Origin of the sequence: Microbacterium sp. (assembly GCF_031988965.1) — a bacterium.
Classification (GTDB): Bacteria; Actinomycetota; Actinomycetes; order Actinomycetales; family Microbacteriaceae; genus Microbacterium.
In genome coordinates, this window is sequence record NZ_DALZXX010000002.1 from 1 (window position 1) to 17,768 (window position 17,768).

Here is a 17,768-nt window from a genome sequence, read left to right on the forward strand (position 1 = left end):
CCGACTGCTGCGCGTCGCCGGCGCCCTCGCGCCTGCCCGTCTCGTGTCTGCTCGTCTCATGCCTGCCGCTGTTGTTGGCCGCTCCGCGCGCAGCGCGCTCGACCTCGCCGTGCACCTCGGTCGGGTCCATGCCCAATCGGCGAGCCAGCACGCGCTCGTAGCCCGGGCGCAGCAGACGGTCGCGGATCTCGGCGACGATGGGCGCCGCGGCGCGGAGCGCACCCACCCGCCCTTCGACTGTGGAGAGGTCGAAGCCGCCGAGCTTGCGGTCGATCGCGAACTCGAACATCGGCTGCTTGGTCTCCATCAGAGACCGCACTGCCGAGTCTCCGCGCTGCAGCCGCAGGTCGCAGGGGTCGAGACCGTCGGGTGCGACGGCGACGAAGGTCTGGGCGTTGAAGCGGTCGTCCTCGGTGAACGCGCGGAGCGCCGCCTTCTGGCCCGCCTCGTCGCCGTCGAAGGTGAAGACCACTTCTCCGGAGGCGTTGTCATCACCCATGACCCGGCGAAGCACCTTGATGTGGTCGGTGCCGAACGCGGTGCCACACGTCGCGATCGCGGTGGTCAGCCCCGCGAGGTGGCACGCCATGACATCGGTGTACCCCTCGACGACGACGACACGGCGAGGATCGCCGCGGGCGATGTCGCGCTTCGCGAGGTCGAGGCCGTACAGCACCTGCGCCTTCTTGTAGATCGGCGTCTCGGGGGTGTTGAGGTACTTCGGGCCCTGGTCGTCGTCGAAGAGCTTGCGGGCGCCGAAGCCGATCGTCTGGCCGGACACGTCGCGGATCGGCCACACCAGCCGGCCACGGAAGCGGTCGTACACTCCGCGCTGTCCCGTCGACACGAGTCCCGCGGTGCTGAGCTCCTCACGCGTGAACCCCTGAGCAGTCAGCGCCTTGAGCATCCCGTCCCACCCACGCGGGGCGAAGCCGACTCCGAAATGAGCCGCGGCACCGGCATCGAAGCCGCGCTCGCCGAGAAAGCGTCGCCCCGCCTCCGCATCCGGCGTGAGCAGCTGCGCGCGGAAGAACTCCGCCGCTGCGGTGTTCGCCGCGTAGAGGCGACTACGACCGCTCGTCTCGGGGGCTGATCCCCCGTCTTCGTAGTGCAGGGCGTAGCCGATGCGTCCCGCGAGCCGCTCGACGGCCTCGGTGAAGCTGACGTGGTCCATCTCGCGCAGGAACGAGTAGACGTCGCCGGACTCTCCGCACCCGAAGCAGTGGTAGTACCCGACCTGAGGTCGGACGTGGAAGCTCGGGCTCTTCTCGTCATGGAACGGGCACAGGCCCTTGAGAGAACCGACACCCGCGGATTTCAGCGAGACCCGCTCTCCGACGATGTCGGCGATGTTCGTGCGAGCTTTGACCTCGTCGACATCGGCCTGGCGGATGCGGGGCATCAGCCGGCCCCTTCGACGACCGCCTGCCGCGGCGTGTGCACGCGTGCTCCGGGGCGCGCGTGGCGCGGATTCCAGATGCCGACCTCGGCGGGATCGATCTCTCCCACGAGCCGGTTGTGCCAGTCGATCGCGCTCTGGTCGGTGAGACTCGCGATCTGGTCGACGACCACGCGCGCGCGCTCGGCGTCGGTGGTCGCCGCGACGAAGTCGGCGGAGAAGGCGGGCTCGAGCACGTCCGCTCCCGCAGACCACAGCGCATCTGTCGACCACAGCGCGTCTGCGAGTCGGGTCAGCACCCGACGCTGCTCCTTGTAGACGCCCTTGCGGGCGTCGATCGTCACGATCGCCTGGCCCATGATCCCCTTGAGCACGGCGATCTCGGCTTCGATGACGCGAGGCACGACGACGTGCGCGTTGTACCGCACGAGCACCGACCCCGCATACGCCTCGCGCGTCGCCGAGACCGCGGCCCGGGCGAATCGGCCGATGAAGTCGCTCGTGAGGTTCTTGAGCCGTGCGAGGTCGTGGCGCGACCGATCGAAGGACTTCAGCCACATCGGCTGCGAGGCCAGCCGGTACAGCGCGTCGGCGAGTTCGTCGCGCGTGAAGTCGTAGCCCACCCACTGCTGGATGCGGTCGATCAGCGAGTCGTGTGCACGCGGGTCGGAGAGCTGCGCCACATCAACGTAGCCGTTGACGATCGCGTCCTCGAAGTCGTGGACCGAATAGCCGATGTCGTCGGAGAGGTCCATGATCTCGGCCTCGATACAGCGCAGGCGGCCGGTCGCCCCCTCGCGCATCCACCGGAACACGGCCTCGTCTTCGGGATACACCCCGAACTTGAGTCGACCACCCGGATCAGGCACCGGGCTGTCAACCGTCCAGGGGTACTTGCACGTCGCGTCAAGGCTGGCCCGCGTGAGGTTCAGCCCGACCGACTGGCCCGAATCGTCGATGACCTTGGCCTCGAGTCGGGTGAGGATCCGCAACGACTGCGCGTTGCCCTCGAAGCCTCCGATGTCCGCCGCCCACTCGTTGAGCGCACGCTCGCCGTTGTGACCGAAGGGCGGATGGCCGAGGTCATGGCTCAAGCACGCGGTGTCGACGACATCCGCCGAGACCCCCAGAGCCGTGGCCAGCTCGCGACCGACCTGTGCCACCTCGAGCGAATGCGTGAGACGGTTGCGGGCGAAGTCGGCCGTGCTCGCCGGGCTGAGCACCTGGGTCTTCGCAGCGAGTCGACGCAGTGCAGCGGTGTGCAGCACCCGGGCGCGGTCGCGGGCGAAGTCGTCGCGTTCGGAACGGTGGGTCTCGGCGAAGAAGCGCTCGGCGTCGCGCGGGTCATAGCCGTCGGCACGCCCCGAGGCCGCGCCTGCCTGCAGATCAGCCACCACTGTTCTCGATCTCCGCCCCTCGCATCATCTCCGACGCCGAGGCCGCGAGCTCACGCGACTCCAGCCACTTGTCCGGCAGAGCGGGACGCTTCGGACGGCCCGAACGGCCGCGCTGCCCCTCGGCATCCGCGCCGGGATAGGGAGCGGTGTGGTCGAGACGCCCCAGCAGATCGTCGATCTCGGCGAGGCTCGATGCCGTGGCGAGTCCGGTGCGGATGTCGCCTCCGACCGGATAGCCCTTGAAGTACCAGGCGACGTGCTTGCGGACGTCGCGGCAGCCGCGATCCTCGTCTTCGAAGAACTCGACGAGCAGCTCGGCGTGACGGCGGAACGCATCGGCCACGAACCCGAGCGTCGCATCGACCGGATGCGACTCGGCACCGAAGGCTGCGGCCAGCTCGCCGAACAGCCACGGGCGCCCGAGGCATCCGCGGCCGACGACCACGCCGTCGCAGTCGGTCTGCTGCATCATGCGCACAGCATCGTCGGCCGACCAGATGTCGCCGTTGCCGAGAACCGGCACGCTCGTCACGGCCTGCTTGAGCTCACCGATCGCGTTCCAGTCGGCGTGGCCGGAGTAGAACTCGCTGGCGGTGCGCGCATGCAGGGCGATCGACGCGACACCCGCATCCTCGGCAGCGCGCCCGGCGTCGAGGAAGGTGAGGTGGTCGGGGTCGATGCCCTTGCGCATCTTGATCGTCAGCGGGATGTCACCGGCGGCTTTCACGGCCTGCGTGACGATCTGCGAGAAGAGGGAGCTCTTCCACGGAAGGGCCGCTCCCCCGCCCTTGCGCGTGACCTTGGGCACCGGGCAGCCGAAGTTCAGGTCGATGTGGTCGGCGTGGTCCTCGGCGACGATGATGCGCACGGCCTCGGCGATCGTGTGCGGGTCGACTCCGTACAGCTGGATCGACCGCGGCGTCTCGGACTCGTGGTGGCGGATCAGACGCATCGTCGTCTCATTGCGCTCGACCAGCGCGCGGGACGTGATCATCTCGCTCACGTAGAGCCCTGCGCCGTACTCACGGCAGAGCCGACGGAAGGCGGTGTTGGTGATCCCCGCCATGGGTGCCAGGACCACCGGCACGTCGAGGGCGATCGGACCGATGTTGAGGGTGCGAGCTGAAGCGGTGGCGAGAGTCATGTCCTCTCCATTCTCCCAGACACGGAGCCGGTCGCGGCGCATCGATCTAAGCTGTGAACATGACCGATCCCGCTGTCCGCTCCATCCCCTTCACTGACGCCGACGGCACGGAGAAGACGCTCGACGATCTCGGTGCCGACGTGGTGCTGGTGGTCAACGTCGCCTCGAAGTGCGGACTCACCCCGCAGTACGAGCAGCTCGAGGAGCTTCAGCGCCTGTACAGCGATCGCGGATTCAGCGTCGTCGGGTTCCCCTGCAACCAGTTCTTCGGTCAGGAGCCGGGTTCAGTCGATCAGATCCTCGAGTTCTGCTCGACCACCTACGGCGTCACCTTCCCGATCACCGACAAGGTCAAGGTCAACGGCAGGAACGCCACCGACCTCTACAAGACGCTGAAGCAGACCCCGGATGCCGGCGGCAAGGCGGGTCGCGTCGAGTGGAACTTCGAGAAGTTCCTCGTGCTGCCCGACGGCGAGGTCGTGCGCTTCCGTCCGAAGCAGAAGCCGAACGACCCGGAGATCGTCGGGGCGATCGAGGCGGCTCTGACCCGCTGACGATGCGGCGGTGAGCCGGCAGGCGATCCGGTGCCCGGAGGACTGCGCATGCACGACGAAGAGCCGCTGAGCGGCGGGAATGCGAGCGGCTCGGTCACCCGGGTCGGCGACACGGTGCGCAAGAGCTGGACCCCTGCAACCGACGGCGTGCACGCGCTCATGCGGCATCTGCGCGAGCACGGGATCGACGTCGCCGAGCCGCTCGGTCGCGATCACGAGGGGCGCCAGATCATCGAATTCGTGCCGGGGACTCTCGCGCTGCACGCGGCGGCGTTCACGCACGATCAACTGCGCCGCGTGGGAGCGATGGTGCGATCGATCCACGACGCGAGTGGTCTCTTCTCCCCTCCCCGTGATGCGGTCTGGGAGACAGCCATCCCGGCCCCCGGAGACGAACTCGTGTGCCACAACGACCTCGCTCCCTGGAACCTGGTGATCGGAGATCGCTGGGTCTTCATCGACTGGGATGCCGCCGCACCGAGCACGCGGCTCTGGGATCTCGCATACGCCGCGCAGGCGTTCACGCTCTCGCGGGTGCAGGTGCCGCCCGAGGACGCGGCACGCGACCTGCGCGCCTTCATCGACGGCTACGGCGCCGATCTCGGACTACGCGAGCGCCTGCCTGAGGCGATGCGCGAGCGTGCCGCCGCCATGCTCGATCTGCTGGCGACGTCGCACGCGCAGGGACGGGAACCCTGGGCATCGATGTTCACCGAGGGCCACGGGGTGCACTGGACTGCCGCTGTCGACTACGTCGACGCGCACAGGTCCGTCTGGCTCACCGCTCTGACTCAGGCGTCGCCGAACGGCGACGCCTGAGAGTGGTCAGACCGCAGCCTCTTCGAGGTCGCTCTCGTCCTGTCCGCGCTTGCTCCACAGGTCGCGCAGCACGTTCTCGAACGCTGCCGGCGGCTGCGCACCGCTGATGCCGTACTGTCCGTCGATGACGAAGAACGGCACTCCCTGGATGCCGTAAGCCTGAGCCTGAGCCTGGTCCTGACGGACATCGGCGAGGTGTCGCGACGACACCAGCGCGTCGCGGGTGTCGTCGGGATTGAGTCCGACCTCCACCGCGAGGGCGACCAGGTCGTCGATGCGTCCCACGTGCTTGCCCTCGGTGAAGTACGCCGACATCAGTCGCTCCTCCATCTCGTGCTGCACGCCCTGGGCCTTCGCGAAGTGGAGCAGTTCGTGCGCCTTCACGGTGTTGGTGTGCTGCAGAAGATCGAACCGGTACTCGAGACCGGCGTTCTCGGCGACGCCGGTGACGTGCGACAGCATCTGCTCCACCTGATCGCGGGGCATGCCCTTGTGACCGGCGAGGAAGTCGATCTCATCGCCGTCGAAGTCGACGGGGGTGTCGGGCGACAGCTCGAACGAGTGGAAGGTGATGTTCACCTGCGGGGCGTCATCGTCGCCGGCGACGGCTTCGAGTCCCTTCTCGAGATTGCGCTTGCCGATGTAGCACCAGGGGCAGGCGATGTCGGACCAGATGTCGATCGAGATGGCTTCACTCACACTGACATCCAACCGCATGAGCCTGTGGGCTATTCCGTCGGTAAGATTCTCGGATGCTCGCCGCCGATGATCCCCTGCCGTTCAGCCCCGAGAGAGTGCTGGTCGCAGGCGTGACAGGTTCGGGCAAGACCACCCTCGCTCAGCGGCTGGGGTCGCTGTGGAACCTGCGGCACGTGGAGATCGACGGGTTGTTCCACGGCGAGAACTGGACTCCGCGTCCGTCGTTCCTCGACGACGTGCGGGCATTCGCAGTCTCCGAACGCTGGATCACCGAGTGGCAGTACACCAGCAAGGGCACCGATGAGATCATGACGCCGCGGGCGCAGCTCGTCATCTGGCTCGACTACCCCTGGCCCGTCGTACGTATGAGGCTGCTGCGCCGCACGCTGAGCCGCAGCGTCCTGCGCACCGAGATGTACAACGGAAATGTCGAGAAGCCGCTCTGGCAGCTGTTGACGACGCGCGATCCCGCGCGCAGCATCCTGGCCTGGCAGACCAAGACCCGTCGGTTCTGGTCCACGCAGATGCCTGTGAAGAGGGAGCTCTTCCCGCATCTGACGATCGTCAGACTGCGCCACCCGCGAGAGACGGAACGGTGGCTGCGGGCTCAGGCAGAAGCATCCGGGGTGTCGATCGCTCCGCCGAAGCGGCGGTCTCGCGACAGGTAGATGCCGATCGAGCGCCACAGCTCTTCACGGGAGAAGTCGGGCCAGAGCGTGTCGAGGAACACCATCTCGGCGTAGGCCGCCTGCCACAGCAGGAAGTTCGATGTGCGCTGCTCCCCCGAGCTGCGCACGAAGAGGTCGACGTCCGGCATGTCCGGGACGTAGAGGTGCCGACGGATCATCTTCTCGCTGATCGCATTCGGCTTGACCTTGCCGGACGCCACATCGGCCGCGATCGACCGCATGGCGTCGACGAGCTCTACGCGACCGCCGTAGTTCACGCACATGGTGAGCGTGAGCACGTCGTTGTCCTTGGTCAGCTGCTCGGCGTACTGCAACTCTTTGATGACGCTGCCCCACAGGCGCGGCTTGCGGCCGGCCCAGCGCACACGTACACCCCACTCGTTGAGCTGGTCGCGGCGACGATGCAGCACGTCGCGGTTGTAGCCCATCAGGAAGCGGACCTCTTCAGGAGACCGCGCCCAGTTCTCGGTCGAGAACGCGTACACGGAGAGATGCTTCACCCCGGCCTGGATCGCGCCAGCGACCACGTCGAGGAGAACCTCTTCCCCTGCCTTGTGCCCCTCGACGCGATTGAGACCGCGACGGTTCGCCCAGCGTCCGTTGCCATCCATGACGATCGCGACGTGCTCGGGCACTGCGGGGAAGGTCGGCGGATACACGCCCGTCCAATCGAGCGGGCGGTACGCCACTGCATCCTTGTGCGTGTAGGGCTTGGGGCTCACAGCGCTCCTTCTCGGGGTTCGTCGGGCACGAGGTGCGCGAGCGAGCGGATGCCGCGTTCCAGGTGCCATTGGGCGTAGGCGGAGACGAGGCCTGACGCCGCTGCCGTGTCGGCGAGCGGCGCTCCATCGATGACTTCCCATTCGCCGGCCATCAGGGCGCGCAACAGGGAAAGTGTCCTGTCGGCCACCCGCGGGCTGCCGGCCGGTGCGCAGTTCACGCAGACGGCGCCACCGAGCTGTCCGACGAAATGCGCATGCGGTCCCGGGGCGGCGCACCGAGCGCAGTCTCCGAGCGAGGGCGCCCACCCCGACAGCGCCATGACCCGAAGCAGATACGAGTCGAGGATGCTGCGTGGCGAATGCTCGCCGCGCGAGAGCGCGCGCAGCCCGCCCACGAGCAGCAAGTACTGCTGGGGGGTGGCCTCGGAATCGCTGAGCCGATCGGCGGTCTCGACCATCGCGTTGGCGGAGGTGAACCGGTCGTAATGCGCCGCGATGTCGGACCCGTACGACCCGAGAGACTCCGCCTGCTGCACGATGTCGAGAGAACGGCCCTGGTAGAGCTGCACGTCGGCGACCATGAAGGGCTCGAGACGAGATCCGAACTTCGACGATGTGCGCCGCACTCCCTTGGCCACCGCGCGGATCTTGCCGTGACCGCGCGAGAGCATCGTGACGATGCGATCCGCCTCACCCAGCTTGTGGGTGCGCAGGATCACCGCTTCGTCTCGGTAGGTGGGCACTCCTCGATTATCCTCCGTGCGGAAGAATGGAGGGGTGACCGAACCGCTCTTCATCATTCCGCTCTGGGCGGACCTGCTCGGCGTCGGCCTCGGCGGAGTGCAGGGTGCGATGTTCGCCTCGGGCTTCCAGGGGCAGCGGCGTCTCGACTGGCTCGGTGTCGCCATCATCGGGATCATGATCGGCATGGGCGGGGGCCTCATCCGCGACATCCTGCTCGGGCAGACTCCGGCGACCCTGCAGAACAACTGGTACCTGCTGACGGCGACCGGAGCATCCCTGTTCGGCATGCTGCTGGCCGGTCTCTTCAATCGACTCAACCGCGTCATCGTCGTGCTCGATGCCGTCGTCATCGGTATGTTCGGCGCCTTCGGCACGAGCAAGGCCATCGCCTTCGGCATCCCCCCGGTGCCTGCGGTCTTCATCGGAGCGTGCGCCGCCGTCGGCGGCGGCGTCCTCAGAGACATGCTGATGGGCCTGCCGACCGCGATCATGCACGTCGGGTCTCTCTACGCCGTGGCCGCCGGAGCGGGATGCACGTTCATCGTGATCGCGAACGCTTTCGGCATGCCCATCCCGCTCGCCGCCGTGCTCGGCATCATCGTCACCGCGATCATCCGCGTGCTCGCGGTGAGCTTCGATGTGTCGCTGCCTGAGCAACGACGTCTGTACCGCCGCAAGGTCGCCGCCGAGACGGGTGTGATCCCGATCATCAAGCCCTGAGGCCCCGCTCGTCGAGCGAGGACGCGTCGACTCGCTGGCGCTCGATCCGTGCCGGTCTCAGCACCGAGACGAAACGTGGCGACCCTCGTGAAGCACCTCACCACGTTTCGTCTCGGTCGGCTCCGCCGTCCTCGCTCAACGACCGGAAACGGGCAACGCTCCGCCGCCTCGCTCAACGACCAGGAGCGCGCATCCTGTCAGACTGCGGCGAGCTCCTGCTGGCGAGTGCGGATCGAGCGGTTGACGCCCGACACGATCGCCTTGAGCGATGCGGTCGAGATGTCACCGTCGATGCCGACGCCCCACAGCCGCTGGTCGCCGATCTGCAGCTCGACGTAGGCCGCGGCCTGCGCGTCACCGCCAGCACTGAGAGCGTGCTCGACGTAGTCGTAGAGCGTGATGTCGAAGCCCTGTCCGCGCAGCACCTCGATGAACGCGGCGATCGGGCCGTTGCCATTGCCTGTCACCGCGACCTGCTGGTCATCGTCGCGCAGTGTCACATCGAGGACCACGTCGCCCGACATGTCGCTGCGGGTCTGCGTCGAGAGCAGTTCGAACCGACCCCACTTGGCCTCGGTGTCGGCGGCGGGCAGGTACTCGTCGTTGAAGATCGACCAGATCTGCTCGCTCGTGACCTCGCCGCCCTCGGCGTCGGTCTTCGTCTGCACGACGCCCGAGAACTCGATCTGCAGCTTGCGCGGCAGGTCGATCGCGTGGTCGGCCTTCAGCAGGTATGCCACACCGCCCTTGCCGGACTGCGAGTTGACCCGGATCACTGCCTCGTAGGAGCGACCGAGGTCCTTCGGGTCGACCGGCAGGTACGGCACGGCCCACTCGATGTCGTCGACCGTGACGCCCTCGGCCTCGGCACGGACGGCCATCGCCTCGAAGCCCTTCTTGATCGCATCCTGGTGCGAGCCGCTGAACGCGGTGAAGACCAGGTCTCCCGCCCAGGGGCTGCGCTCGGGCACCGGCAGCTGGTTGCAGTACTCGACCGTGCGCTTGACCTGGTCGATGTCGCTGAAGTCGATCTGCGGATCGATGCCCTGCGTGAACAGGTTGATGCCCAGCGCCACGATGTCGACGTTGCCCGTGCGCTCGCCGTTGCCGAACAGGCAGCCCTCGATGCGGTCGGCGCCGGCCATGTAGCCGAGCTCGGCCGCAGCGATCGCGGTGCCGCGGTCGTTGTGCGGGTGCAGAGACAGGATCACGTTCTCGCGGTGCGCGAGGTTGCGGCTCATCCACTCGATCGAATCGGCGTAGACGTTCGGCGAAGCCATCTCGACGGTCGCCGGCAGGTTGATGATGACCTTGCGGTCGGGAGTGGGCTCGAAGATCTCGATCACCTGGTTGCAGACGTCCACTGCGAACTCGAGCTCGGTGCCCGTGTAGCTCTCGGGCGAGTACTCGTAGTAGACCTGCGTGTCGGGGATCGTCTTCTCGTACTGACGGCACAGGCGCGCACCCTCGAGAGCGATGTCGATGATGCCCTGCTTGTCGGTGCGGAACACGACCTCGCGCTGCAGCACGCTGGTCGAGTTGTACAGGTGCACGATGGCCTGCTTCGCGCCGACGATCGACTCGTAGGTACGGGCGATCAGGTGTTCGCGCGCCTGGGTCAGCACCTGGATCGTGACGTCGTCGGGGATCAGATTCTCTTCGATGAGCTGACGCACGAAGTCGAAGTCGGTCTGGCTCGCCGAGGGGAACCCGACCTCGATCTCCTTGTAGCCCATGCTGACGAGCAGCTCGAACATCACTCGCTTGCGCTCGGGAGACATCGGGTCGATGAGCGCCTGGTTGCCGTCGCGCAGGTCGACGGCGCACCAGCGGGGAGCCTCGGTGATACGGGCGTCGGGCCAGGTGCGGTCGGGCAGGTGGACGGCGATCTGCTCGTGGAACGGCCGATACTTGTGGATCGGCATCGCGGACGGGCGCTGGGTGTTGTGCATGATGGGCGTCTTCTCTTCGTCAGAAATGTGTACGGGCCAACACAAGCGCCGCGACGAGGAAGGCCCTAGCTTGAGGACTCGTCGCGGCAGCTAAGAAGAAGCAGACCGCCGAAAGGCATGCGGCCATGGTAGCAGGAAGAGGCGCAGTGACCGCACCGTGAGACGATCACAGCGCGCGCGACACTGGGGAGTATGACGATCTCACGCACTCTCGCGTCTGCCGCCGCTGCAGTCGCCGCGACCGCGCTTCTCGTGCTGCCGGGGTGTTCGACGGATGCGGGCTCCTCCCCCGCCCCGACGAGCTCACCGGTGGGGCTTCCTGCGACTGCGCCGGCCGTCGCTCCGCCCGAGGGGCCGGTGACCGCAGCCGGCACGGTGATCGATGCGTCCGGTGACGTCGAGATCTGCCTGGGCATCGTGATGGAGTCGTACCCGCCGCAGTGCGTCGGCGTCCCCGTCGACGGGTGGACGTGGGATCAGGTCGACGGCAGCGAATCGAGCGGTGAGGTCAGATGGGGCTCGTATGCGGCCCGGGGTACGTATGACGGCGAGCGATTCACTCTCACCGATCCGCCGACACTCCTCGCTCTGTACGACCCGATGCCGAACGAGGACCCCACGCGAGGAGTGGACGGCCACACCGACGACCGCGAGTTGTCTCTGGTGCAGGACGAGGTGGTCGCATGGCTCGGCACCGACGCGCTGACATCCTGGCCTGAGCGAGGCTACGTCTGGGTGCAGGTGGTCTGGGACGACGGCACGCTGCAGGATGCCGTCGACGCCGCATACGGCGAGGGCGTCGTCATCGTCACGTCCGCCATCCAGACGGTCGGCTAGTCCGCCGGGAGATCAGGGGATGAGCGCGAGCTTCCCGCCCGGATGCCCACCCGCCAGGAGCGCGAGAGCCACAGGCGCCTCTTCGAGAGGGAACGTCCGCGCCACGGGCACGACCAGATCTCCGCGCTGCGCCATGGTCACGAGCTCGCCTCGGATCTCATCGCGGAATCGGGCGCTCGCGGGCTGAGACCCCGCTATGGCGCGGATGCCTTCGGCGGCGGCACGCGGGGCAGCGGCGATGGTCACGATGCGGCTCCTGTCGGCGACGAGCTCGAGCGAGACGTCGATCGCCTCGTCGGTCCCCACCGCGTCGAGGGAGGCGACGACATCCTCTCCTGCGAGAGAGCGCACGCGGTCTGCGAGACCAGGGCCGTAGCGCACCGGGATCCCGCCGAAATCGCGCACGACCTTCGCGCGCGCCTCGCTCGCAGTCCCGATCACGGTGATTCCGCGCAGCGCCGCCTGCTGCAGCAGACTGACGCCGACCGCACCCGACGCGCCGTGGAGCAGGATCGTCTCCCCCGGCGTGACCCGGGTCACGTGCAGCATCTCCGCCGCGGTGGTTCCGGCGAGCAGCAGGTTCGCCGCCTCGGCGTGCGTGAGTGTCGTGGGTTTGGCGAACGCCTTCTCCGCGGGCACGGTGAGCTCCGTCGCGAAGCCGCCGCGTACACGGAATGCGATCACCTCGTCGCCGAGCGAGACCTCGCCCGAACCGATTCGCGTGTCGGGACCGATGGCCGTCACGACGCCCGAGATCTCGTACCCGATCGGCACGGGCAGATCGACACCGTCACGCGGCGTCGCGACATGCTTGGCATCTGCCGGGTTCACCCCCGAAGCGAGGACGCGAACGGTGATCTCCCCCGGTCCGGGATCCGGCACGTGGGTCTCTACGAACTCCCAGGTCTCGGGCCCACCCCAGGTGGTCGCGATCCATCGCTCGGCGACGGTCATGTGCTCTCCTCTCCTCAGAGCACGCAGCGGAGGTTGGTCGCCGTGCCTGACACGTTCGCCCACCCGTTCGCGGCAGCCGTCGCGAGAACCGTGGTGACGTTGCGCGCCTGCGCGTATCCGCTCGAGCGCGCGTCCGCGATCGATCTCGTGACGAAGCTCGACGGGATGCTGTGCGTCGAGCACGTCGTCCAGCTGAGCTTGGCTCCGGTGAGCGAAGCTCCGGTGAAGGCGCACACCTGGCCGGTGGCGCAGGAGCCGACCGCCGCACGCAGGATGATCTCTCCGCGAGTCGGCACCGTCAGCGTCATGCCGAGTTCGGGCCATACGGCGTGGTTCCTGTCGATGATCACCCCGCCGGGCACCTCGTCCATCACCTCGACGATGAGGCTCGCGACCTCTTCATCGCCGAACCCCTCGGCATGCGCAGCTCCGCTCAGGGTCCCTGCCGCGAGAACGCCGAGGACGATCGCGGTGGCGACTCTCCCGGATCTCATCGGATCAGGCTCTCGTCCACATCCCACAGCGTGTACGACACCACGGCACCGGCATCGATGAGGTCGGTGTCCTCGAGATTGGTGCGCTCGATCCCGATGATGCGACCTGTGTCGGCAGAGATCAACACGACGTCGCTCGCTGCGCCGTCGTCGGACGTGACCCGCAGGCCTGCCGCCGGACGCCCGAGCCGGTCGACCGTCGACCCCAGCCCCTGCGCGTCGCCCGTGGTTTCCAGCATGCTGAGCAGCTGCGACTGCTGCTCGTCGGTCAGCGACCATTGCTGCAACATCGTCGTCATGGCCGTCAGCAGCTCGGCCCCGGTGGGGTCCGCAGGCATCCCGAATGCCGAGAGTGCCGTCGCGACGTCGCGCTCGCTGTTCCCGAACGGCTCCGGAACGGCGGTCGCGAACTGGCCGGGCTCGATCGGCAGATCGACAGAGACCTGTCCCGAACTGCTCACCTCGGCGCCCATGTTCGCGGTCGCGTCAGCCGGATCGTAGGGAACGCCGAGGATGCTCGTCATGTGTCCGGAAAGGTCGGCCTCCCATTCCAGGACGGTCAGCTGGGGAACGACCTCGGTCTCGCCGGTACTGCCGTTGATGTCGAAGGCCCAGCTCGCCGACCGCACGAGCCGCTCAGGAGCGGCCGGACCGTCACCCGATGCGAGCGCCCCCTGCGCGGTCTCGACGGTCGCCGCGGTGCTCATCGCCGACGTGAAGTCGAGTGGATCCAGGCCCTCGGCGACCGCTTCGCCCTGTGGCACGAGAACCGCGACGGCGACCACAGCGGCTGCGGCGGCCGTCGCGAGGCCGGAGGCCCACCCGACGGCGACGGCACGACTGCGTCGAGGAGCCCTCGCGTCGCGGATGATCCTGTCGCGCATCATCAGCGCCGCGGCATCGGGGGGCGCATCGCGAGGGGTCCGGGCGGGATCCGCCTCCGTCAACACTCGATCCAGCAGCGCGTGGTCGCCCATCGCCGTCACCCCGCCTCCTCCAGTCCGAGCGCCGCCCGCAGCTTTCGCTGTGCGCGACGCAGCGTCTTCCTCACTCGGATCTTCGGGCTGCGCAGTATCTCAGCGATCTCCCCCACCGCGAGCCCATCCCAGTATGTCAGCATGATGATACGCCGCTCAGTCCGGGATAGGACACCCAAAGCTGTGAGAACGCGCACCCGCATGGTGAGGTCAGCGGCACCCTCGGCACCGGACATCCCCTGGTGCACCGCGTCGAGTGCGGTACGTCGCGTGACCGCGCGAGCCGCGCGCGAGCGCAGCACGCGGTCGGCCGCGCGCAGAAGCCACAGATGATCCACCGGCTTCATCGGGTCGAGGCGCGACCAGGCGAGGAGGAAGACCTCGGAGACGATCTCGGTGACCTCGGCGTCGTCGTCGACGACACCCTCGACGTGATGCCGTACGCGCGCCCAGTTCGCATCGAAGAGCGCGCTGAAGGCGCGATCCTTCTGCTTCTCGGCGTCGTCGCCGCGGGTGCTCATCTGTGACGTCCGGTGGAGCACCCGACCCGCTCAGCGTGTCGGTCCTCCATCTCAGAAGCCGAGTCGACCGAGCTGCTTCGGGTCGCGCTGCCATTCCTTGGCGACCTTGACGTGCAGTCCCAGGAACACCCGGGTGCCGAGGAGCTCCTCGATGCCGACGCGTGCGCGACGGCCCACATCGGCGAGTCTCTTGCCCTTGTGGCCGATGATGATCGCCTTCTGGCTGTCGCGCTCGACGACGATCGAGGCGTGCACGTCGGTGAGGTCGCTGTCCTCACGGGGAGCGATGTCGTCGATCACCACGGCGATCGAGTGCGGCAGCTCGTCGCGCACGCCGTCCAGCGCCGCCTCACGGATCATCTCCGCGATGCGATCCTCCTCGGACTCGTCCGTCGTGACGCCTTCGCCGTACAGGGCGGGCCCGGTCGGCATGAGGGAGAGCACCTCGTCCGCGAGGACCTCGAGCTGATCGCGCGTCAGAGCAGAGAGCGGGATCACCGCAGCCCAGTCTTCGCGCAGGGCATCGACCTCCAGGAGCCGTTCGGTGATCTCATCGCGACCGGCGGCGTCGGTCTTCGTCACGATCGCCACCTTCTTCGCGCGGGGGTAGCCGTCGAGGGACGCGGCGATCCGCCGATCTCCGGGGCCCACCTTCTCGGTCGCCGGCACGCAGAATCCGATCACGTCGACATCGCCGAGGACCTGCTCCACCAGGTCGTTCAGCCGCTCACCGAGCAGCGTCCGCGGCTTGTGGATTCCGGGGGTGTCGACGATCACGAGCTGACCCTCGGGGCGGTTCACGATTCCGCGGATGGCGCGTCGCGTCGTCTGGGGCTTCTCGCTGGTGATGGCGATCTTCTCGCCGACGAGCGCATTGGTGAGCGTCGACTTCCCGACGTTGGGGCGCCCCACGAAGGTCACGAACCCGCTTCGCGTCTGCTCAGTCATCGTCCTGGTCTCCTTCATGCCCTGCTGATGCAGGATCGTTCGCTGCGCGCTCGACGAACACCGTCGCGATGCCGCGCCCTCGCCCTCTCGACGCGCCGCCCGTCAGGTTGAGCCCCTCGACGGTCGCCATAGCTCCCGGCTGCGGCACCTGGCCGAGGGCCTTGCCCAGCAGGCCGCCGATGGAGTCGACATCGTCGTCCTCGAGTTCGAGTCCGAACAGATCGCCGACATCCTCCAGCGAGAGTCGGGCGCTCACGCGGTATCGTCCGTCGCCGAGTTCGACGACTTCTGCTGCCACTCGATCGTACTCGTCGGAGATCTCACCCACGAGTTCCTCGATGAGGTCTTCGAGCGTCACGAGCCCCGAGATGCCACCGTGTTCATCGATCACAAGGCACACGTGCACGGCGTCGCGCTTCATCTGCTGCAGCAGCGTCTCGGCGCGCATCGACTCGGGGACGAACGTCGCGGGCCGCGAGATGGGCCGGATCGACGCGGCCCGCCACGCGCTCTCGTCGCGATACGCGAACTGCACGAGATCCTTGAGATAGAGCACGCCCACCACGTCATCGGCGTCGTCGTCGACCACGGGCATCCGCGAGACACCGCGCTGCAGGAACAGCGTCATGGCCTCGTCGGTCGTGGCGGTGGCGTCGACGGTGACCATCTCGGTGCGAGGCACCATGACGGCGCGCACGAACTGGTCGGTGAAGTCGAACACCGAGTGGATCAGGTCGCGGTCGTCGGCTTCGATGAGATCGTTCGACGCGGCCTCGTCGACCATGCTGAGCAGCTGCTCTTCAGAGGTGAACGAGCTGCGGCCGGTACCGGGCGTGACGCGGTTGCCGAGCACGACAAGTCCCTGCGCGATCGGCCCCAGGAAGATGCGGAGCCCGCGGACGATCGGTGCGTTGGCCCGGAGTATGCGGTCGGCATGCTGGCGCCCGAAGGAGCGTGGACTCGCACCGACGAGAACGAAGGTGATGCCGGTCATCAGCACCGCCGCCGCGAGCATCGCCCACCAGATGTTGTCGAAGAGGATGCTGAACGCGACGGTCACGAGCACGGCCGCAGCCGTCTCGGCGAGGACGCGGATGAACGAGACGGAGTTGACGTGCGCATCCGGGTCCACCGCGATCCGCGCCAGCTGCCGTGCGTTGCGCCCCTCCGTTCCCATCTCCGCGATGTCGGAGCGCGAGGTGACACCGAAGGCCGCGTCGATCGCCGCCATGAGACCGCCGAAGGCGACCAGCAGCACCGCTCCCGCGAGCAGGAGAGCCGCGGTCATCGTCGACGTTCGGCGGCAGCGAAGCCCTGGATGAGCTCCTTCTGCAGTCCGAACATCTCACGCTCCTCGTCGGGCTCTGCGTGGTCGAAGCCCAGCAGGTGCAGCAGTCCGTGCGTGGTGAGCAGGATGAGCTCGTCCATCAGCGTGTGTCCTGCCGCCTGCGCCTGAGCCTCGGCGACCTGCGGGCACAGCACGATGTCGCCGAGCAGGCCGGGAGCCGTCGGGCGGTCCTCCGTGCCGGGACGCAGCTCATCCATGGGGAAGCTGAGCACATCGGTGGGGCCGGGCTCGTCCATCCACTGCACGTGCAGTGCCTCCATGGCGCCCTCGTCGACGAGGACGATCGCGACCTCGGCATCGGGGCTGACATGCATCTGGGCGAGATTGAAGTCCGTCAGTCGCTGGAGCACCGTCTCGTCGACGTCGATGGCCGACTCGTTGTTGATCTCGATCATTTCTGTGCTCGTTTCATCAGGAGAGGCCTCGTTTCGGCTTGCGGTCCCGGGGTCCGGGTCGCTGCGCGCCTCGGCGCTCTGCGCGATTGGCGAACTCCGCCGCCTGCTCACGCTCGAAGCGCTGCGCGGTGCGGCGTTCGTCGTACTCGCTGTACGCGTCGACGATGCGGCCGACGAGGGAGTGGCGCACGACGTCGTCGCTCGTGAGCCGGGCGAAATGGATGTCGTCGATGCCGTCGAGCACGCGGGTCACCAGGCGGAGACCCGAGGATCCCTGCGGAAGGTCGACCTGGGTGATGTCACCGGTGACGACCATCTTCGAGCCGAAGCCGAGACGCGTGAGGAACATCTTCATCTGCTCGGGCGTCGTGTTCTGCGCTTCATCGAGCACCACGAACGAGTCATTGAGCGTGCGGCCGCGCATGTAGGCCAGCGGCGCGACCTCGATCGTTCCC

The 17,768-nt window shown here is 67.6% G+C and carries 20 protein-coding genes; 5 read left to right on the top strand and 15 right to left on the bottom strand.

From position 1 onward, the window contains the following. From dnaG to dusB, 3 genes are all read right to left on the bottom strand, one after another. Positions 1 to 1,402, bottom strand: a 1,402-nt coding sequence (dnaG, locus tag RTM68_RS01655; protein ID WP_312167719.1) for a DNA primase, incomplete at its 3' end; no start/stop codon positions are given. Next, complete coding sequence (locus RTM68_RS01660) at positions 1,402 to 2,796, bottom strand: deoxyguanosinetriphosphate triphosphohydrolase (protein WP_312167720.1); 1,395 nt, start codon at positions 2,794 to 2,796, stop codon at positions 1,402 to 1,404. The genes RTM68_RS01660 and dnaG, both read right to left, overlap by 1 nt. Continuing rightward, positions 2,786 to 3,940 carry a tRNA dihydrouridine synthase DusB gene (gene dusB / locus RTM68_RS01665; protein ID WP_194763295.1) on the bottom strand — a complete coding sequence of 385 codons (1,155 nt, stop codon included), beginning with the start codon at positions 3,938 to 3,940 and terminating at the stop codon, positions 2,786 to 2,788. Before dusB ends, RTM68_RS01660 begins: the two co-directional genes overlap by 11 nt. 59 nt (positions 3,941 to 3,999) lie before the next feature. On the opposite strand from dusB, the gene RTM68_RS01670 reads away from it, so the two are divergent. After that, entirely contained in the window at positions 4,000 to 4,494 is a 495-nt protein-coding gene (locus tag RTM68_RS01670; protein ID WP_194763296.1) for a glutathione peroxidase, read from the top strand. A gap of 48 nt (positions 4,495 to 4,542) precedes the next feature. Then, a complete protein-coding gene (locus RTM68_RS01675; protein ID WP_312167723.1) occupies positions 4,543 to 5,313 on the top strand; it encodes a phosphotransferase in 771 nt (256 codons plus the stop codon). Positions 5,314 to 5,319: 6 nt separating this feature from the next. Here the strand turns inward: RTM68_RS01675 and RTM68_RS01680 are convergent, their stop codons facing one another. Next, positions 5,320 to 6,012, bottom strand: a complete 693-nt coding sequence (locus RTM68_RS01680; RefSeq protein WP_312167725.1) for a DsbA family oxidoreductase — start codon at positions 6,010 to 6,012, stop codon at positions 5,320 to 5,322. A gap of 53 nt (positions 6,013 to 6,065) precedes the next feature. On the opposite strand from RTM68_RS01680, the gene RTM68_RS01685 reads away from it, so the two are divergent. Then, complete coding sequence (locus tag RTM68_RS01685) at positions 6,066 to 6,680, top strand: AAA family ATPase (protein WP_312167727.1); 615 nt, start codon at positions 6,066 to 6,068, stop codon at positions 6,678 to 6,680. Here the strand turns inward: RTM68_RS01685 and RTM68_RS01690 are convergent. Both RTM68_RS01690 and recO read right to left on the bottom strand, forming a co-directional pair. Further along, a complete protein-coding gene (locus RTM68_RS01690; protein WP_312167728.1) occupies positions 6,620 to 7,423 on the bottom strand; it encodes an isoprenyl transferase in 804 nt (267 codons plus the stop codon). The genes RTM68_RS01685 and RTM68_RS01690 overlap by 61 nt on opposite strands. Then, a complete protein-coding gene (recO, locus tag RTM68_RS01695; protein ID WP_312167730.1) occupies positions 7,420 to 8,166 on the bottom strand; it encodes a DNA repair protein RecO in 747 nt (248 codons plus the stop codon). Before recO ends, RTM68_RS01690 begins: the two co-directional genes overlap by 4 nt. Before the next feature lie 34 nt (positions 8,167 to 8,200). Here recO and RTM68_RS01700 point away from each other — a divergent pair, with 34 nt between their 5' ends. After that, on the top strand, positions 8,201 to 8,887 hold the full coding sequence (locus RTM68_RS01700) for a TRIC cation channel family protein (RefSeq protein WP_312167731.1): 687 nt from the start codon (positions 8,201 to 8,203) through the stop codon (positions 8,885 to 8,887). Positions 8,888 to 9,084: 197 nt separating this feature from the next. Here the strand turns inward: RTM68_RS01700 and leuA are convergent, their stop codons facing one another. Next, the gene (leuA, locus tag RTM68_RS01705) at positions 9,085 to 10,839 is read right to left on the bottom strand and encodes a 2-isopropylmalate synthase (protein WP_312167733.1); all 1,755 of its coding nucleotides are present in this window, start codon (positions 10,837 to 10,839) and stop codon (positions 9,085 to 9,087) included. 192 nt (positions 10,840 to 11,031) lie between these two features. Between leuA and RTM68_RS01710 the strand changes: the two genes are divergently transcribed. Continuing rightward, positions 11,032 to 11,676: a hypothetical protein gene (locus tag RTM68_RS01710; RefSeq protein WP_312167734.1), complete on the top strand. Its 645-nt coding sequence runs from the start codon at positions 11,032 to 11,034 to the stop codon at positions 11,674 to 11,676. Positions 11,677 to 11,688: 12 nt separating this feature from the next. On the opposite strand, the gene RTM68_RS01715 is transcribed toward RTM68_RS01710, so the two are convergent. The 8 genes from RTM68_RS01715 to RTM68_RS01750 form a co-directional block, all read right to left on the bottom strand. Further along, on the bottom strand, positions 11,689 to 12,630 hold the full coding sequence (locus RTM68_RS01715; protein ID WP_312167736.1) for an NADP-dependent oxidoreductase: 942 nt from the start codon (positions 12,628 to 12,630) through the stop codon (positions 11,689 to 11,691). 14 nt (positions 12,631 to 12,644) lie between these two features. After that, entirely contained in the window at positions 12,645 to 13,124 is a 480-nt protein-coding gene (locus RTM68_RS01720; protein ID WP_312167737.1) for a hypothetical protein, read from the bottom strand. Beyond that, positions 13,121 to 14,101: a hypothetical protein gene (locus RTM68_RS01725; protein WP_312167881.1), complete on the bottom strand. Its 981-nt coding sequence runs from the start codon at positions 14,099 to 14,101 to the stop codon at positions 13,121 to 13,123. The genes RTM68_RS01720 and RTM68_RS01725 overlap by 4 nt, the downstream gene beginning before the upstream one ends. A 5-nt stretch (positions 14,102 to 14,106) precedes the next feature. Beyond that, positions 14,107 to 14,622, bottom strand: a complete 516-nt coding sequence (locus RTM68_RS01730; protein ID WP_312167738.1) for a sigma-70 family RNA polymerase sigma factor — start codon at positions 14,620 to 14,622, stop codon at positions 14,107 to 14,109. 51 nt (positions 14,623 to 14,673) lie between these two features. Continuing rightward, positions 14,674 to 15,570, bottom strand: a complete 897-nt coding sequence (era, locus tag RTM68_RS01735; RefSeq protein ID WP_194763307.1) for a GTPase Era — start codon at positions 15,568 to 15,570, stop codon at positions 14,674 to 14,676. Continuing rightward, positions 15,563 to 16,858, bottom strand: a complete 1,296-nt coding sequence (locus RTM68_RS01740) for a hemolysin family protein (RefSeq protein WP_312167741.1) — start codon at positions 16,856 to 16,858, stop codon at positions 15,563 to 15,565. Before RTM68_RS01740 ends, era begins: the two co-directional genes overlap by 8 nt. Further along, on the bottom strand, positions 16,855 to 17,313 hold the full coding sequence (gene ybeY / locus RTM68_RS01745; RefSeq protein ID WP_056307252.1) for an rRNA maturation RNase YbeY: 459 nt from the start codon (positions 17,311 to 17,313) through the stop codon (positions 16,855 to 16,857). The genes RTM68_RS01740 and ybeY overlap by 4 nt, the downstream gene beginning before the upstream one ends. Positions 17,314 to 17,329: 16 nt before the next feature. Next, the coding region (locus tag RTM68_RS01750; RefSeq protein ID WP_312167744.1) for a PhoH family protein at positions 17,330 to 17,768 on the bottom strand (439 nt) is incomplete at its 5' end.

Bases quoted from the DNA above. Each gene is read 5' to 3' on its own strand.
- RTM68_RS01710 (WP_312167734.1), top strand. From the start codon at position 11,032: ATGACGATCTCACGCACTCTCGCGTCTGCCGCCGCTGCAGTCGCCGCG.
- RTM68_RS01675 (WP_312167723.1), top strand. From the start codon at position 4,543: ATGCACGACGAAGAGCCGCTGAGCGGCGGGAATGCGAGCGGCTCGGTC.
- RTM68_RS01685 (WP_312167727.1), top strand. From the start codon at position 6,066: ATGCTCGCCGCCGATGATCCCCTGCCGTTCAGCCCCGAGAGAGTGCTG.
- RTM68_RS01730 (WP_312167738.1), bottom strand. From the start codon at position 14,622: ATGAGCACCCGCGGCGACGACGCCGAGAAGCAGAAGGATCGCGCCTTC.
- RTM68_RS01720 (WP_312167737.1), bottom strand. From the start codon at position 13,124: ATGAGATCCGGGAGAGTCGCCACCGCGATCGTCCTCGGCGTTCTCGCG.
- RTM68_RS01715 (WP_312167736.1), bottom strand. From the start codon at position 12,630: ATGACCGTCGCCGAGCGATGGATCGCGACCACCTGGGGTGGGCCCGAG.
- leuA (WP_312167733.1), bottom strand. From the start codon at position 10,839: ATGCACAACACCCAGCGCCCGTCCGCGATGCCGATCCACAAGTATCGG.
- RTM68_RS01670 (WP_194763296.1), top strand. From the start codon at position 4,000: ATGACCGATCCCGCTGTCCGCTCCATCCCCTTCACTGACGCCGACGGC.
- era (WP_194763307.1), bottom strand. From the start codon at position 15,570: ATGACTGAGCAGACGCGAAGCGGGTTCGTGACCTTCGTGGGGCGCCCC.
- dusB (WP_194763295.1), bottom strand. From the start codon at position 3,940: ATGACTCTCGCCACCGCTTCAGCTCGCACCCTCAACATCGGTCCGATC.
- RTM68_RS01740 (WP_312167741.1), bottom strand. From the start codon at position 16,858: ATGACCGCGGCTCTCCTGCTCGCGGGAGCGGTGCTGCTGGTCGCCTTC.
- ybeY (WP_056307252.1), bottom strand. From the start codon at position 17,313: ATGATCGAGATCAACAACGAGTCGGCCATCGACGTCGACGAGACGGTG.
- RTM68_RS01725 (WP_312167881.1), bottom strand. From the start codon at position 14,101: ATGGGCGACCACGCGCTGCTGGATCGAGTGTTGACGGAGGCGGATCCC.